Source organism: Streptomyces sp. NBC_00045, from assembly GCF_045041095.1.
Taxonomy (GTDB): domain Bacteria; phylum Actinomycetota; class Actinomycetes; order Streptomycetales; family Streptomycetaceae; genus Streptomyces.
Genome location: NZ_CP108271.1, coordinates 2,088,000 through 2,103,260 on the forward strand (window position 1 = coordinate 2,088,000; position 15,261 = coordinate 2,103,260).

General features: G+C 65.3%; 12 protein-coding genes and 3 rRNA genes. 4 read left to right on the forward strand and 11 right to left on the reverse strand.

Features of this window, described 5'->3' with window-relative positions; all coding sequences use genetic code 11:
• Window positions 1-95: 95 nt before the first annotated feature.
• From rrf to OHA65_RS09895, 4 genes are all read right to left on the reverse strand, one after another.
• A 5S ribosomal RNA gene (gene rrf / locus OHA65_RS09880) occupies window positions 96-212 on the reverse strand.
• Between the two features lie 106 nt (window positions 213-318).
• Window positions 319-3,441: ribosomal RNA gene (locus OHA65_RS09885) — 23S ribosomal RNA — on the reverse strand.
• A gap of 279 nt (window positions 3,442-3,720) precedes the next feature.
• Window positions 3,721-5,245, reverse strand: a 16S ribosomal RNA gene (locus OHA65_RS09890).
• The 16S, 23S and 5S rRNA genes sit together here, the layout of an rRNA operon.
• 523 nt (window positions 5,246-5,768) lie before the next feature.
• A complete protein-coding gene (locus OHA65_RS09895; RefSeq protein WP_327282757.1) occupies window positions 5,769-6,410 on the reverse strand; it encodes a DNA-3-methyladenine glycosylase in 642 nt (213 codons plus the stop codon).
• Between the two features lie 111 nt (window positions 6,411-6,521).
• Between OHA65_RS09895 and OHA65_RS09900 the strand changes: the two genes are divergently transcribed.
• From OHA65_RS09900 to OHA65_RS09910, 3 genes are all read left to right on the forward strand, one after another.
• Entirely contained in the window at window positions 6,522-7,304 is a 783-nt protein-coding gene (locus tag OHA65_RS09900; protein ID WP_327282758.1) for a sporulation protein, read from the forward strand.
• A gap of 40 nt (window positions 7,305-7,344) precedes the next feature.
• Window positions 7,345-7,878: a YbhB/YbcL family Raf kinase inhibitor-like protein gene (locus OHA65_RS09905; protein ID WP_327282759.1), complete on the forward strand. Its 534-nt coding sequence runs from the start codon at window positions 7,345-7,347 to the stop codon at window positions 7,876-7,878.
• Window positions 7,879-8,027: 149 nt separating this feature from the next.
• Window positions 8,028-8,534 carry an HNH endonuclease gene (locus OHA65_RS09910; RefSeq protein WP_327282760.1) on the forward strand — a complete coding sequence of 169 codons (507 nt, stop codon included), beginning with the start codon at window positions 8,028-8,030 and terminating at the stop codon, window positions 8,532-8,534.
• Between the two features lie 48 nt (window positions 8,535-8,582).
• Here the strand turns inward: OHA65_RS09910 and OHA65_RS09915 are convergent, their stop codons facing one another.
• From OHA65_RS09915 to OHA65_RS09930, 4 genes are all read right to left on the reverse strand, one after another.
• Window positions 8,583-9,359: a sulfite exporter TauE/SafE family protein gene (locus OHA65_RS09915; protein WP_328762312.1), complete on the reverse strand. Its 777-nt coding sequence runs from the start codon at window positions 9,357-9,359 to the stop codon at window positions 8,583-8,585.
• Window positions 9,360-9,469: 110 nt separating this feature from the next.
• Window positions 9,470-10,462 (reverse strand): SPFH domain-containing protein, encoded by a 993-nt coding sequence (locus OHA65_RS09920; RefSeq protein WP_327282761.1) that lies wholly within the window; start codon window positions 10,460-10,462, stop codon window positions 9,470-9,472.
• 94 nt (window positions 10,463-10,556) lie between these two features.
• Entirely contained in the window at window positions 10,557-10,985 is a 429-nt protein-coding gene (locus tag OHA65_RS09925; RefSeq protein ID WP_405761755.1) for an NfeD family protein, read from the reverse strand.
• 88 nt (window positions 10,986-11,073) lie between these two features.
• Window positions 11,074-11,874: an ABC transporter ATP-binding protein gene (locus OHA65_RS09930; protein WP_054222280.1), complete on the reverse strand. Its 801-nt coding sequence runs from the start codon at window positions 11,872-11,874 to the stop codon at window positions 11,074-11,076.
• Window positions 11,875-12,029: 155 nt separating this feature from the next.
• Here OHA65_RS09930 and OHA65_RS09935 point away from each other — a divergent pair, with 155 nt between their 5' ends.
• Window positions 12,030-12,812: a hypothetical protein gene (locus OHA65_RS09935; protein WP_327282763.1), complete on the forward strand. Its 783-nt coding sequence runs from the start codon at window positions 12,030-12,032 to the stop codon at window positions 12,810-12,812.
• A gap of 83 nt (window positions 12,813-12,895) precedes the next feature.
• Here OHA65_RS09935 and OHA65_RS09940 read toward each other — a convergent pair whose 3' ends face one another.
• From OHA65_RS09940 to OHA65_RS09950, 3 genes are all read right to left on the reverse strand, one after another.
• Window positions 12,896-13,141: a chaplin gene (locus OHA65_RS09940; protein WP_327282764.1), complete on the reverse strand. Its 246-nt coding sequence runs from the start codon at window positions 13,139-13,141 to the stop codon at window positions 12,896-12,898.
• Between the two features lie 151 nt (window positions 13,142-13,292).
• Complete coding sequence (locus tag OHA65_RS09945; protein ID WP_327282765.1) at window positions 13,293-13,934, reverse strand: response regulator transcription factor; 642 nt, start codon at window positions 13,932-13,934, stop codon at window positions 13,293-13,295.
• Window positions 13,927-15,072 carry a GAF domain-containing sensor histidine kinase gene (locus OHA65_RS09950; RefSeq protein ID WP_327282766.1) on the reverse strand — a complete coding sequence of 382 codons (1,146 nt, stop codon included), beginning with the start codon at window positions 15,070-15,072 and terminating at the stop codon, window positions 13,927-13,929. The genes OHA65_RS09945 and OHA65_RS09950 overlap by 8 nt, the downstream gene beginning before the upstream one ends.
• Window positions 15,073-15,261: the final 189 nt, after the last annotated feature.

The window sequence follows — 15,261 nt, forward strand, 5'->3', positions numbered from 1 at the left end:
CCAACCCATGGCCGCGCTTCGGCGTAAAGAGGTGAAAAACAAAAAGGACCCTTGGTCCAGCGTTGAACGCTGGACCAAGGGTCCTTTGAAAGATTGTTCGGCGGCGTCCTACTCTCCCACAGGGTCCCCCCTGCAGTACCATCGGCGCTGAAAGGCTTAGCTTCCGGGTTCGGAATGTAACCGGGCGTTTCCCTAACGCTATGACCACCGAAACCCTATCGGTTTCGAGCGAACAAGCACACTTTGTAGTTATGTTCTAGCTCTAGAAACCAGCAACTGTTCGTTGCTTCAGAACTAACACAGTGGACGCGAGCAACTGAGGACAAGCCCTCGGCCTATTAGTACCAGTCAGCTCCACCCGTTACCGGGCTTCCACATCTGGCCTATCAACCCAGTCGTCTACTGGGAGCCTTACCCTCTCAAGGAGGTGGGAATACTCATCTTGAAGCAGGCTTCCCGCTTAGATGCTTTCAGCGGTTATCCCTCCCGAACGTAGCCAACCAGCCATGCCCTTGGCAGGACAACTGGCACACCAGAGGTTCGTCCGTCCCGGTCCTCTCGTACTAGGGACAGCCCTTCTCAATATTCCTACGCGCACAGCGGATAGGGACCGAACTGTCTCACGACGTTCTAAACCCAGCTCGCGTACCGCTTTAATGGGCGAACAGCCCAACCCTTGGGACCGACTCCAGCCCCAGGATGCGACGAGCCGACATCGAGGTGCCAAACCATCCCGTCGATATGGACTCTTGGGGAAGATCAGCCTGTTATCCCCGGGGTACCTTTTATCCGTTGAGCGACGGCGCTTCCACAAGCCACCGCCGGATCACTAGTCCCGACTTTCGTCCCTGCTCGACCCGTCGGTCTCACAGTCAAGCTCCCTTGTGCACTTACACTCAACACCTGATTGCCAACCAGGCTGAGGGAACCTTTGGGCGCCTCCGTTACCCTTTGGGAGGCAACCGCCCCAGTTAAACTACCCATCAGACACTGTCCCTGATCCGGATCACGGACCGAGGTTAGACATCCAGCACGACCAGAGTGGTATTTCAACGGCGACTCCACAACCACTGGCGTGGCTGCTTCAAAGTCTCCCACCTATCCTACACAAGCCGAACCGAACACCAATATCAAACTGTAGTAAAGGTCCCGGGGTCTTTCCGTCCTGCTGCGCGAAACGAGCATCTTTACTCGTAGTGCAATTTCACCGGGCCTATGGTTGAGACAGTCGAGAAGTCGTTACGCCATTCGTGCAGGTCGGAACTTACCCGACAAGGAATTTCGCTACCTTAGGATGGTTATAGTTACCACCGCCGTTTACTGGCGCTTAAGTTCTCAGCTTCGCACACCCGAAAGTGCACTAACCGGTCCCCTTAACGTTCCAGCACCGGGCAGGCGTCAGTCCGTATACATCGCCTTACGGCTTCGCACGGACCTGTGTTTTTAGTAAACAGTCGCTTCTCGCTGGTCTCTGCGGCCACCCCCAGCTCACGGAGCAAGTCCGATCACCAGTGATGGCCCCCCTTCTCCCGAAGTTACGGGGGCATTTTGCCGAGTTCCTTAACCATAGTTCACCCGAACGCCTCGGTATTCTCTACCTGACCACCTGAGTCGGTTTAGGGTACGGGCCGCCATGAAACTCGCTAGAGGCTTTTCTCGACAGCATAGGATCATCCACTTCACCACAATCGGCTCGGCATCAGGTCTCAGCCTTAATGAGGGACGGATTTGCCTACCCCTCGGCCTACACCCTTACCCCGGGACAACCACCGCCCGGGCTGGACTACCTTCCTGCGTCACCCCATCGCTTACCTACTACAAGTCTGGTTCGTCGGCTCCACCACTTTCCTTTCCCCGAAGGGTCCGGAACGGCTTCACGGACTTAGCATCGCCTGATTCGATATTGGGCGTTTCAAAGCGGGTACCGGAATATCAACCGGTTGTCCATCGACTACGCCTGTCGGCCTCGCCTTAGGTCCCGACTTACCCTGGGCAGATCAGCTTGACCCAGGAACCCTTAGTCAATCGGCGCACACGTTTCTCACGTGTGTATCGCTACTCATGCCTGCATTCTCACTCGTGAACCGTCCACAACTAGCTTCCGCTGCTGCTTCACCCGGCACACGACGCTCCCCTACCCATCACAGCGGGCGTTGGCCCTATTGCTGCAATGACACGACTTCGGCGGTACGCTTGAGCCCCGCTACATTGTCGGCGCGGAATCACTTGACCAGTGAGCTATTACGCACTCTTTCAAGGGTGGCTGCTTCTAAGCCAACCTCCTGGTTGTCTCTGCGACTCCACATCCTTTCCCACTTAGCGTACGCTTAGGGGCCTTAGTCGATGCTCTGGGCTGTTTCCCTCTCGACCATGGAGCTTATCCCCCACAGTCTCACTGCCGTGCTCTCACTTACCGGCATTCGGAGTTTGGCTAAGGTCAGTAACCCGGTAGGGCCCATCGCCTATCCAGTGCTCTACCTCCGGCAAGAAACACACGACGCTGCACCTAAATGCATTTCGGGGAGAACCAGCTATCACGGAGTTTGATTGGCCTTTCACCCCTAACCACAGGTCATCCCCCAGGTTTTCAACCCTGGTGGGTTCGGTCCTCCACGAAGTCTTACCTCCGCTTCAACCTGCCCATGGCTAGATCACTCCGCTTCGGGTCTAGAGCGTGCAACTCAATCGCCCTATTCGGACTCGCTTTCGCTACGGCTTCCCCACACGGGTTAACCTCGCTACACACCGCTAACTCGCAGGCTCATTCTTCAAAAGGCACGCAGTCACGACTGTATGTGCAAGCACATACAGCGACGCTCCCACGGCTTGTAGGCACACGGTTTCAGGTACTATTTCACTCCGCTCCCGCGGTACTTTTCACCATTCCCTCACGGTACTATCCGCTATCGGTCACCAGGGAATATTTAGGCTTAGCGGGTGGTCCCGCCAGATTCACACGGGATTTCTCGGGCCCCGTGCTACTTGGGAGATTCTTAAGCAAGCCGCTGATGTTTCGTCTACGGGGGTCTTACCCTCTACGCCGGACCTTTCGCATGTCCTTCGACTACATCAACGGTTTCTGACTCGCCGACCGGCCGGCAGACCGATCAAAAGAATTCCCACAACCCCGCATGCGCAACCCCTGCCGGGTATCACACGCATACGGTTTGGCCTCATCCGGTTTCGCTCGCCACTACTCCCGGAATCACGGTTGTTTTCTCTTCCTGAGGGTACTGAGATGTTTCACTTCCCCTCGTTCCCTCCACACTGCCTATGTGTTCAGCAGTGGGTGACAGCCCATGACGACTGCCGGGTTTCCCCATTCGGACACCCCCGGATCAAAGCTCAGTTGGCAGCTCCCCGGGGCCTATCGCGGCCTCTCACGTCCTTCATCGGTTCCTGGTGCCAAGGCATCCACCGTGCGCCCTTAAAAACTTGGCCACAGATGCTCGCGTCCACTGTGTAGTTCTCAAACAACGACCAGCCACCCGTCACACACTCCCTAAGGAATGCTTTACCGGGGCCGGCACTGAAGACATGACCTTACGGCCGTACCTTCAGGACCCAACAACGTGCCAAGCACGATCCCCTCCACTTCACTGTGTTCCACGCCGAAGCAGTACTTACAGAGAGTTTTGGAAACCGTGCCAACTAATCAACGTTCCACCCATGAGCTGACCGTGCAGAACGTTTGTCTGCAATCGGTACTGTGCTCCTTAGAAAGGAGGTGATCCAGCCGCACCTTCCGGTACGGCTACCTTGTTACGACTTCGTCCCAATCGCCAGTCCCACCTTCGACAGCTCCCTCCCTTACGGGTTGGGCCACCGGCTTCGGGTGTTACCGACTTTCGTGACGTGACGGGCGGTGTGTACAAGGCCCGGGAACGTATTCACCGCAGCAATGCTGATCTGCGATTACTAGCAACTCCGACTTCATGGGGTCGAGTTGCAGACCCCAATCCGAACTGAGACCGGCTTTTTGAGATTCGCTCCACCTCACGGTATCGCAGCTCATTGTACCGGCCATTGTAGCACGTGTGCAGCCCAAGACATAAGGGGCATGATGACTTGACGTCGTCCCCACCTTCCTCCGAGTTGACCCCGGCGGTCTCCTGTGAGTCCCCATCACCCCGAAGGGCATGCTGGCAACACAGGACAAGGGTTGCGCTCGTTGCGGGACTTAACCCAACATCTCACGACACGAGCTGACGACAGCCATGCACCACCTGTATACCGACCACAAGGGGGGCACTATCTCTAATGCTTTCCGGTATATGTCAAGCCTTGGTAAGGTTCTTCGCGTTGCGTCGAATTAAGCCACATGCTCCGCTGCTTGTGCGGGCCCCCGTCAATTCCTTTGAGTTTTAGCCTTGCGGCCGTACTCCCCAGGCGGGGAACTTAATGCGTTAGCTGCGGCACCGACGACGTGGAATGTCGCCAACACCTAGTTCCCAACGTTTACGGCGTGGACTACCAGGGTATCTAATCCTGTTCGCTCCCCACGCTTTCGCTCCTCAGCGTCAGTAATGGCCCAGAGATCCGCCTTCGCCACCGGTGTTCCTCCTGATATCTGCGCATTTCACCGCTACACCAGGAATTCCGATCTCCCCTACCACACTCTAGCTAGCCCGTATCGAATGCAGACCCGAGGTTAAGCCTCGGGCTTTCACATCCGACGTGACAAGCCGCCTACGAGCTCTTTACGCCCAATAATTCCGGACAACGCTTGCGCCCTACGTATTACCGCGGCTGCTGGCACGTAGTTAGCCGGCGCTTCTTCTGCAGGTACCGTCACTTTCGCTTCTTCCCTGCTGAAAGAGGTTTACAACCCGAAGGCCGTCATCCCTCACGCGGCGTCGCTGCATCAGGCTTTCGCCCATTGTGCAATATTCCCCACTGCTGCCTCCCGTAGGAGTCTGGGCCGTGTCTCAGTCCCAGTGTGGCCGGTCGCCCTCTCAGGCCGGCTACCCGTCGTCGCCTTGGTGGGCCATTACCCCACCAACAAGCTGATAGGCCGCGGGCTCATCCTTCACCGCCGGAGCTTTTAACCCCCACCCATGCAGGCAGGAGTATTATCCGGTATTAGACCCCGTTTCCAGGGCTTGTCCCAGAGTGAAGGGCAGATTGCCCACGTGTTACTCACCCGTTCGCCACTAATCCACCCCGAAGGGCTTCATCGTTCGACTTGCATGTGTTAAGCACGCCGCCAGCGTTCGTCCTGAGCCAGGATCAAACTCTCCATGAATGTTTACCCGTAATCGGGTGCACACGCACTTAGAGCGGGACGATCATGTCGGAATATGACCGACCGTCCACTGCGTCCTCGCTGTGTTGTTGCCTGCCCCGAAAGACAGGACTTTTTCAAAGGAACCTCATCCACCGAAATGGACGGGGTATCAACTTCTGGCGTTGATTTTTGGCACGCTGTTGAGTTCTCAAGGAACGGACGCTTCCTTTGTACTCACCCTCTCGGGCTTTCCTCCGGGCTTTCGTTCTTCGTTTCCAACTCTACCAGATCATTTCCGCTGTCGTTTCCGACTTGGATTTGAATTCTGCGGCCGTTGGGGGCCTTTGCCTTTCGGCGTTCCACCACTTTAGCGCTTATCCCTTGCGACTCATAATCGAGCCACTGGATTCGAATTCGGGCATGCCGAAATCGACCCCGCCAGGGGTACGTCGTAGGTAGTGGGTTGGCCGCTCCGGGGTCTGCTGATGGCAGTGCCCCGTTCAAGCGGCTCGGGCTACGTTAGGCGTCCGCCAAGGGCGAGTCAAGTTGAACGGCGGCGTGGCGCGTGGGCGCGGTACGGGCTCACTGTCGGGTCACTCGTGATCCAGTAGCGGTAGGGATGGCCCGCGCCGGCGCCTCCGACTCCCGTGCGGGGACCGATGCTCACCAGGTCGGGTGTGGTGGCGGTGCCCTTCAAGAGTTCCAGCGGGGAACCGGGGCCGGCGCAGAGGTCGGTACCGTCCAGGGAGCGGTCGATCCCCAGGGCCGTGGCCAGGCGGGCCGGCCCTTTGGCCAGTTCTCGGTCGCTTCTGGCTGAAAGTCGACGTTTGCGAGCCAGGTCGGCACCTTCGGTGATCTCGCCCGCGCGCAGCAGGACCCCGCTCGCGTGGCCCGGCGGGCCGCACACCAGGTTGAGGCTGAACCACATGCCGTAGATGAAGTAGACGTACGCGTGTCCGGGCGGACCGAACATGGATGCGTTGCGTGCGGTGCGTCCCCTATAGGCGTGGGAGCCGGGGTCGGCCTCCCCCTCGTACGCCTCCACCTCCGTGATGCGGAGCTCCAGCGGGCCTTCCGGTGTACGGCGGACCAGGATGCGGCCGAGCAGGTCCGGGGCCACCGTGAGGACCGGCCGGTCGAAGAAGGACCGGGCCAGGGGCGTACGGTCGGGGCGCGCGCTCATCCGGTCGAGCGTAGTCGAACGCGCACATCTGCAACCGGGGCCTAAGGTTCCGCGTTTGTCAGGGTGTACTCGTAAGCGGTAGTCGCACGAGCCTTCAAGGGGAGTCAGAGCATGGGGTTCAAGAAGCTGTTCGCGGCGCTGGGTGCCGGCGGTGCTTCGGTGGACACGATCATCACCGAGCCGAACGTCGTGCCGGGCGGGATCGTCCAGGGTGAGGTCCGCATCCAGGGCGGTTCCGTGGAGCAGCAGATCGAGGGCCTGTCCATCGGCCTCCAGGCCCGGGTCGAGGTGGAGGGCGGCGACCAGGAGTACAAACAGGACATCGTCTTCACCAAGCAGCGTCTCGGTGGTGCCTTCCAGGTGCAGCCCGGCGCCCTGCACGTGGTGCCGTTCGGGCTGGAGATCCCGTGGGAGACGCCGATCACCCACTTCGGGGGTCAGCAGCTGCACGGGATGAACATCGGGGTCAGCACCGAGCTGGAGATCGCGCGTGCGGTGGACGCCGGCGACCTCGACCCGATCAACGTGCACCCGGTGCCGGCGCAGCAGGCGATCCTGGACGCGTTCCGTCAGCTCGGCTTCAGCTTCCGCAGCGCGGACATGGAGCGCGGGCACATCCGCGGGACGCGCCAGACGCTGCCGTTCTACCAGGAGATCGAGTTCCTCCCGCCGTCGCAGTACCGCGGGCTGAACCAGGTGGAGCTGACCTTCATCTCGGACGGCCGTGAGATGGACGTCGTGCTGGAGATGGACAAGAAGTCGGGGCTGTTCACCGAGGGCAGCGACACGTACCGCTGCTTCCAGGTGGGTCTGCAGTCGTACCAGGGGACCGACTGGGCTGCTTACCTCAACCAGTGGATCGCGTCCGTGGGTTCGCAGCGCAACTGGTTCTAGGCTCGGGCCGTACCCCTCACCCGATCCAGGAGGTTCAGCAGTGGCCGAGCAGAGCAGGGCGCCCCTTCCGCACGACTTCCACCCCCAGGTGCACGCGTTCTCCGTGGAGAGTGCCGATCTGGAACCCGGTGGTGAGCTGGGCGACGCCCAGGTCCTGCGGAGTGGGAACGTCTCGCCGCACCTGAAGTGGGAAGGGTTTCCGGAGGGGACCAAGAGCTTCGCCGTGACGTGCTTCGACCCGGATGCCCCGACGGGCAGCGGGTTCTGGCACTGGGTGCTCTTCGACCTGCCCGCTTCGGTCACCGAGCTGCCGGCCGGCGCGGGGAGCGGCACGTTCGACGGCCTGCCCGCCGGGGCCGTGCACGTAAGGAACGACTACGGCACGCAGGACTTCGGTGGTGCCGCTCCGCCGGCCGGGGAGCGGCACCGGTACGTGTTCACCGTGTACGCGGTGGACCAGGAGAAGCTGGGCCCCGGTGCGGACGTCTCGCCGGCGGTCGTCGGATTCAACCTGCGCTTCCACTCGTTGGGGCGGGCGCAGCTGATCGGTGAGTACGAGGCTCCCGCGAGCTGATCGTTCGCCGTGCGTTTGCCCGGTCCTGGTCTAAAGACGACCAGGACCGGGCATTTTTATTGCGTTGTCCCGCGTGGCGCGCGCGGCCAGAGTGGGTGCGGGCCCTGCCGCCAGGGTGGTCGCGGGCCTGCACACGGGAGGTGGGCGAGATGCGGGACACGCTGGTGCTGAATGCGAGCTTCGAGCCGCTGTCGACGGTGACGCTGAACCGGGCCGTGGTCCTGGTGCTCCAGGACAAGGCCGTCGTCGAACAGTCGCATCCCGAACTGCGTGTGCGTGGTGCCAGCTTGGATCTTCCGATGCCCCGGGTGATCAGGCTGTGCAGGTACGTACGGGTGCCGTTCCGAAGACATGCTCCCTGGTCACGGAGGGGGGTGCTGGTCCGGGACCAGCACCGTTGCGCGTACTGCGGGAAGCGCGCGACGACCGTGGACCACGTGCTGCCCCGGGCCCAGGGCGGTGGGGACACGTGGTTGAACACGGTGGCCTCCTGTGCCGAGGACAATCACCGCAAGGCGGCCCGGACTCCGGAGGAGGCGGGGATGCCGCTCCTCCGCAAGCCCTTCGTGCCGTCTCCGGCGGATGCCATGCTGCTGGCCCTGGGAGTGGGGGGCAGCGGTGCGCTCCCGGAGTGGCTGGAGCGTTCCGCCTCGTAGGGCCGTATGACCGCCGGTGTGCTGGGCGACGTATTTCCGCTACGTCGCTCAGCGCAGTAGGAGCTGGACGATCGCGATGACGCCGACGGCCACGATGACGGCGCGGAGCACGGTGGGCGACAGGCGGCGGCCGACCTTGGCGCCGATCTGGCCGCCGAGGGTGGAGCCGACGGCGATCAGGAGCACGGCCGTCCAGTCGAACTCGGCGACGAAGAGGAAGAAGACGGCCGCGATGCCGTTCACGAGGGCGGCGATGACGTTCTTGACGGCGTTGATGCGTTGCAGGTCCTCGTGGAGCAGCAGGCCCATCAGGCCGAGGTAGAGAACGCCCTGGGCGGCGCCGAAGTAGCCGCCGTAGGCGCTGGAGAGCAGCATTCCGGTCAGCAGGGCGGGGCCGCCGTCGGGGTGTCCGCCGTCTCCTCCTGCGGCTTCCTGGCGCTTGCGCAGGAGTGCGGCGAGCCGGGGCTGGAGGATGACGAGCACGAGGGCGAGTCCGATGAGGACGGGCACGATCGTGTCGAAGGAGTCCGACGGCAGGGTGAGGAGCAGGACGGCGCCCGCGAGTCCTCCGACGAGGGAGACGGCGCCGAGCCGGACGATGCGGCTGCGCTGGCCCTGGAGCTCCTTGCGGTAGCCGACGGCCCCGCTGATGGAACCGGGCACCAGGCCGAGGGTGTTGGACACGTTGGCGGTGACCGGCGGGAGCCCGGTGGCGAGCAGCACCGGGAAGGTGATGAGCGTGCCGGAGCCGACGATGGTGTTGATGGTGCCGGCGCCGATGCCGGCCGCGAACACCGCGAGCGATTCCCAGAGGGACATGGACATGGACATGGACGGGGCCATCCCCTTTGCATAGTGAGTCGCCTCCCCGCCATGAAGGTCGAGGGGCCTCACTGATCATGCAGTAGGGGATGCCGGTCCGGGGAGGGCGGGTGCTAGTCGATCGGGGGCTGTTCGCGCCGGTCCGTGCCGTTCGCCGCCTTGCCCGTGCCGTTGCCGTCGCCTCCGGCGGGCTTGCCGGTGTTCTGCGGGTTGAAGCCCGAACCGCCACCCATGGGGCCGAAGTTGCCCATGGCTCCAGAGAGGCCCTTGAGGGCGTCTCCGATCTCGCTGGGCACGATCCACAGCTTGTTGGCGTCGCCCTCGGCGATCTTCGGGAGCATCTGGAGGTACTGGTAGGCGAGGAGCTTCTGGTCCGCGTCTCCGGCGTGGATGGACTCGAAGACCGTACGGATGGCCTGGGCCTCGCCCTCGGCCCTCAGCGCGGCGGCCTTGGCCTCACCCTCGGCGCGCAGGATGGAGGACTGCTTCTCGCCCTCGGCGCGCAGGATCTCGGACTGCCGGACACCCTCGGCCTGGAGGATCGCGGCGCGCTTGTCGCGGTCGGCGCGCATCTGCTTCTCCATCGAGTCCTGGATGGAGGTCGGCGGCTCGATCGCCTTGAGCTCGACGCGGTTGACGCGGATGCCCCACTTGCCGGTGGCCTCGTCGAGGACGCCGCGCAGGGCGGCGTTGATCTCCTCGCGGGAGGTCAGGGTCCGTTCCAGGTCCATGCCGCCGATGATGTTGCGCAGGGTGGTGACGGTGAGCTGCTCGATGGCCTGGATGTAGCTGGCGACCTCGTACGTCGCGGCGCGCGCGTCGGTCACCTGGTAGTAGATGACCGTGTCGATGTTGACGACCAGGTTGTCCTGGGTGATGACCGGCTGCGGCGGGAACGGCACGACCTGCTCGCGCAGGTCGATGCGGTTGCGGATCGAGTCGATGAACGGGACGACGATGTTGAGGCCCGCGTTGAGGGTCCGCGTGTAGCGGCCGAAGCGTTCGACGATGGCGGCGCTGGCCTGCGGGATCACCTGGATCGTCTTGACCAGTGCGATGAAGACCAGAACCACCAGAATGATCAGGACGATGATGATCGGTTGCATGCGGTTCCCCGTGCCCTTCCGGCTGTCTGTGCTGCCCCGTTGAGCGGAGTCTCGCAGACCCCGGGGCCGCGGGTCGGCTGCTTAGCGCACAAGCTCACATCACGACCGCGGTGGCTCCGTCGATCTCCACGACGTCCACTTGCTGGCCCGGTTCGAAGCTGCTGTCCGCATCGAGGGTGCGTGCGGACCAGATCTCGCCGGCGAGTTTGATCCGGCCTCCGCTGCCGTCCACGCGTTCGAGGACGAGCGCGCTCCTGCCCTTCAACGCGTCGATTCCGGTGCGGTGTTGGGGCCGCTGCTCGCGGTGGTGGTTGGCGATCGAGCGGACGACGGCGATGAGCGCCACCGAGACGATCACGAAGGCCAGGACCTGGGCGACGACTCCCCCGCCGAACGCCGCTGTGACGGCGGCCGCGACCGCGCCGACGGCGAACATGCCGAACTCCGGCATCGCCGTCAGGACGAGCGGGATGCCCAGTCCGACCGCGCCGATGAGCCACCACAGCCACGCGTCGATGTTCACATGGTCATGGTAGGTCGGGCGGGCGCGGTCAGGACAGGGTGCGACGGTTCCCGTACCGGGAGTGCGGATGCCGGATCGGGGAGGCGCTCTAGCGGAGCGGGAGGCCCTGGGCGGTCCAGCGGTCGCTGTCGTTGCGCTCGACGACCAGGGGGAGGCCGAAGCAGAGCGACAGGTTGCGGGAGGTCAGTTCGAGGTCGATCGGACCCGCGGTGACGACCTTGCCCTGGCGGATCATCAGGACGTGGGTGAAGCCGGGGGCGATCTCCTCGACGTGGTGCGTGACCATCACCATGGACGGCGCGAGCGGGTCGCGGGCGAGGCGGCCGAGGCGGCGTACGAGGTCCTCGCGGCCGCCGAGGTCGAGGCCGGCGGCGGGCTCGTCGAGGAGGAGGAGCTCGGGGTCGGTCATCAGGGCGCGGGCGATCAGGGTGCGCTTGCGCTCGCCCTCGGAGAGGGTGCCGAACTTCCGGTCGAGGTATTCGGTCATGCCGAGGCGGTCGAGGAAGGCGCGGGCGCGCTGCTCGTCGATCTCCTCGTACTCCTCCTGCCAGGTCGCCGTCATGCCGTAGGCGGCGGTGAGGACGGTCTGCAGGACGGTCTGGCGCTTGGGGAGCTTGTCGGCGAGCGCGATGCCGGCGACGCCGATGCGCGGGCGCAGCTCGAAGACGTCGCTGCCGGGCTTGCCGAGGGTGCTGCCGAGGATGGTGGCGGCGCCCTTGGTGGGGAAGAGGTAGCTGGAGGCGAGGTTCAGCAGCGTGGTCTTGCCGGCGCCGTTGGGGCCGAGGATCACCCAGCGCTCCCCCTCCTTCACCGACCAGGAGACCTGGTCCACCAGAGCCCGGCCCTCGCGGACCACGGATACGTCCACCAGCTCCAGAACATCGCTCATGAGCGTGTTGTCTCCCCTTGCAGTCTCGGTTTCGTCTGTGCACCGGAAGGCGCAGCCCCAGGGGAAAACCTACGCCACTCGGCGAGGGGTCCGGGCGCCAGGTTGGCCGCGCGGCCCGATCCGGGTCGATCCGGGTCGATCCGTAAAGTGGGGGAATGCTTTTCGAACCACGTTCAGGGCGGTTGGCCGCCTGGGGGAACGCACTGCTGGCCGGACTGGTCTCGCCCGACGGGGCCGTGTTGTCGATCGTGGGCGAGGACGCCGTGCACCGGGTGGTGGGGCTGCCGGGCGAATCGGGTCCGGTGGGCCTGACGCTGGCGCTCGGGCGGCTGCGCGCGCTGGGGGTGACCGGGCTGCGGGTGGCGCTACCGGCGCCGGGGCATCCGCTGGGGCTGAGCGGGCCGGCGGAGTTCAATGCGCGGGCGCTGGATGCCGAGGAAGCGGTGGTCGCGGTGGGTGCGGCGCTGGGTCTGGTGCCGGAGGTGGTCGAGGCCGGGCCGGCGGGGGACGTGCACGTCTCGGTGACCTGGCACTGCCTGCCGGTGCGGGAGGCCCCGCCGGCGGACGTGCCGTCGCTGGGTGAGGCGGAGCGGGAGCTGGCGGAGGCGCTGCGCGATGCGACGGTGGTGCTGACGCGGCTGGACGTGGCGGGGTCGGGGCCGGTGGCGGAGGCCGCGCTGTCGGCGTACCGGGCGCGGGCGGATGCCGGGCGGGAAGTGCTGGCGCCGGGGTATCCGACGCGGGCGGTGCGGGTACTGGCGCTGGCGCAGCGGGTGGATCTGCTGGTGTCGCTGGCGTACGAGCACGGGCCGGGCGGTGCGGTGGCCGCCTCGGAGATGGCGGCGCGGGCGGAGGCGCTGCGTCCGGTGGAGCGGGTGGCGCGACGGGCGCTGGTCGCCGCGTACAACTCGGCCGTCGAGGAGCGCGAGCGGGGCTGAGGGCCGTCTTTCGCGGGCCGGACGCGGCTCGGCCCCGCTTCCCGGGGAGAGGTGGGGAAGCGGGGCCGGTCCCGGGGCGGGGGTCAGGCGTTGACGCCCGTGTTGCCCCAGGCGCCGTTCAGCAGGCCGATGACCGTGACGGCGTTGCCGACCACGTTGATCGGGACGTCGACGGGGACCTGGACCTGGTTTCCGGAGACGACGCCCGGCGAGCCCACGGCCTGGCCGTCCGCCGACGCACCGCCGTGCGCCGAGGAGACGCCGGCGCCCGCGGCAAGGAGGCCGCCCGCGATCATGGTGACGGCAGTGGCCTTCTTGATGTTCTTCACGTTCTTCGTCCTCCAGTGCGTCTGCCGCGGCCAGCCGCCGCGGCACGTCATGAAGAACGGTCATCTGACGAACGGGATGCGCCATGTGGGCGACATCCACCCGACCGTATGAATTTGTGATCGGAACTGGACAGTCCGATTCTGGTCGGGTTCAGTCCGTGATCCCGTGCCGGACCGCCCACAACGCCGCCTGGGTGCGGTCCGCGAGGTCCAGTTTCATCAAGATGTTCGAGACGTGCGTCTTGACCGTCTTCTCCGACAGCACGAGCGCGCGGGCGATCTCCCGGTTGGAGCGGCCGTCCGCGATGAGGGACAGCACCTCCCGTTCCCGTTCGGTCAGGGAGCCGCCCCGGCCCGACGAGGGCTGCCCGTCCTGCGAGAGCAGGGCCTGCGCCACCTCCGGCTGGAGCAGCACGTGGCCTGCGTGGACGGAGCGGATGGCTCCGGCCAGGGCCTCGGGGTCGATGTCCTTGTAGACGTATCCCGCGGCTCCGCCCCGCAGTGCCGGCACCACCGTCCGCTGTTCGGTGAAGCTCGTGACGATCAGTACCCGCGCGGGATGTGCCAGCGCGCGCAGTCTGCGCAGGGCCTCGATGCCGTCGGTGCCCGGCATCTTGATGTCCATGAGGATCACGTCGGGTCGCAGCTCCTCGGCCCGTGCCACGCCCTCCTCCCCGTCGGCGGCCTCCCCGACCACCTCGATGTCGTCCTGGACCTCCAGGAAGGTGCGCAGCCCGCGGCGGACCACCTGGTGGTCGTCCACGAGGAGCACGCGGATGGGTGCGTCAGCCACCGGGGACCTCCATCTCGATCGTGGTGCCCGCTGCGGGCTCCGAGTGCACGGTGAGGCGGCCGCCGACGCCGCTCGCCCGGTCCCCCATGGAGACCAGGCCGAGGTGGCGCCCGGCCGCGCGGATCGAGGAAGGGGAGAAGCCCCTTCCGTTGTCCGTGACGGTCAGGACTGCTCCCGCGGCCCGGCGGGCGAGGGTGACCTCGACGTGGTCGCCGCCGGAGTGCCGCAGGGCGTTGTGGAGGGCTTCCTGGGCAACCCTGAGCAGCGCCTCCTCCTGGGTCGCCGGGAGGGCCCGTATGCCGTCGCAGGTGAAGGTGACGTGCGCGGTGTGGGCGCGGTCGAGTACGTGGACCTGGTCGCGGAGGGTCGCGATCAGGCCGTCCTCGTCGAGACCCGCCGGGCGCAGCTCGGTCACGGCGGCGCGCAGTTCGTCGGCGGCCTCCGCGGCCAGGGCGGCGACCTGCTGGAGCTCGTCCTTGGCGCGGGCCGGGTCGCGGTCGACGAGCGCGGCGGCGGCCTGGGCGGTCAGGCGGAGCGAGAAGAGCTTCTGGGCGACGGCGTCGTGCAGCTCGTGGGCGAGGCGGGAGCGCTCCTCGGCGATGGTGAGCTCGCGGCTGCGCTCGTAGAGCCGGGCGTTGGTGAGGGCGATCGCCGCGTGCTGGGCGAGGAGCGCGAGGAGCTCCTCGTCCTCCTGCGTGAAGCCGCCGGGGCTGCGTTTGTTCGCGAGGAAGAGGGCGCCGAGGGTCTCTTCGCCGTCGCGGACGGGCTGGCCGAGGAAGTCGGACATTTCGGGGTGGGCGGCGGGCCAGCCCTCGAAGCGGGGGTCCTTGCGCACGTCGGCCAGCCGCTCGGGGCCGTCCTGGTGGAGCATCGCGGCGAGGATGCCGTGCTGGCGGGGCAGCGGGCCGATCCGGCGCCACTGCTCCTCGCTGATGCCGTCCACGACGAACTGGGCGAACCCGCCGTGGTCGTCCGGGACGCCCAGGGCCGCGTACTCGGCGTCGAGCAGCTCGCGGGCCGAGACGACGATCGTGCGCAGGACGTCGCGGACCTCCAGCCGGCGGCTCATGGCGAGCAGGGCGGTGCTGACGGCGGCGAGGCCGCTGCGGGGGCTGCCGAACCCGGGACTGGCTGTCATGAGGTCACCGTACTCGCGGCTCTGACCTGCGGGATCGGGCTCGGGCCCTAGGGCGGAGGGCCGGGCGTCCTCCTCCGTAGGGAGGGGGTCGCGGGGGCCGTGTCTGCCTTGAGCATGAGGGCGGGCGGGGGTTCGTGGTCCTCAGGTCGGAGAATTTCATTACAGAGTGCATTGCTACCGCAACACATG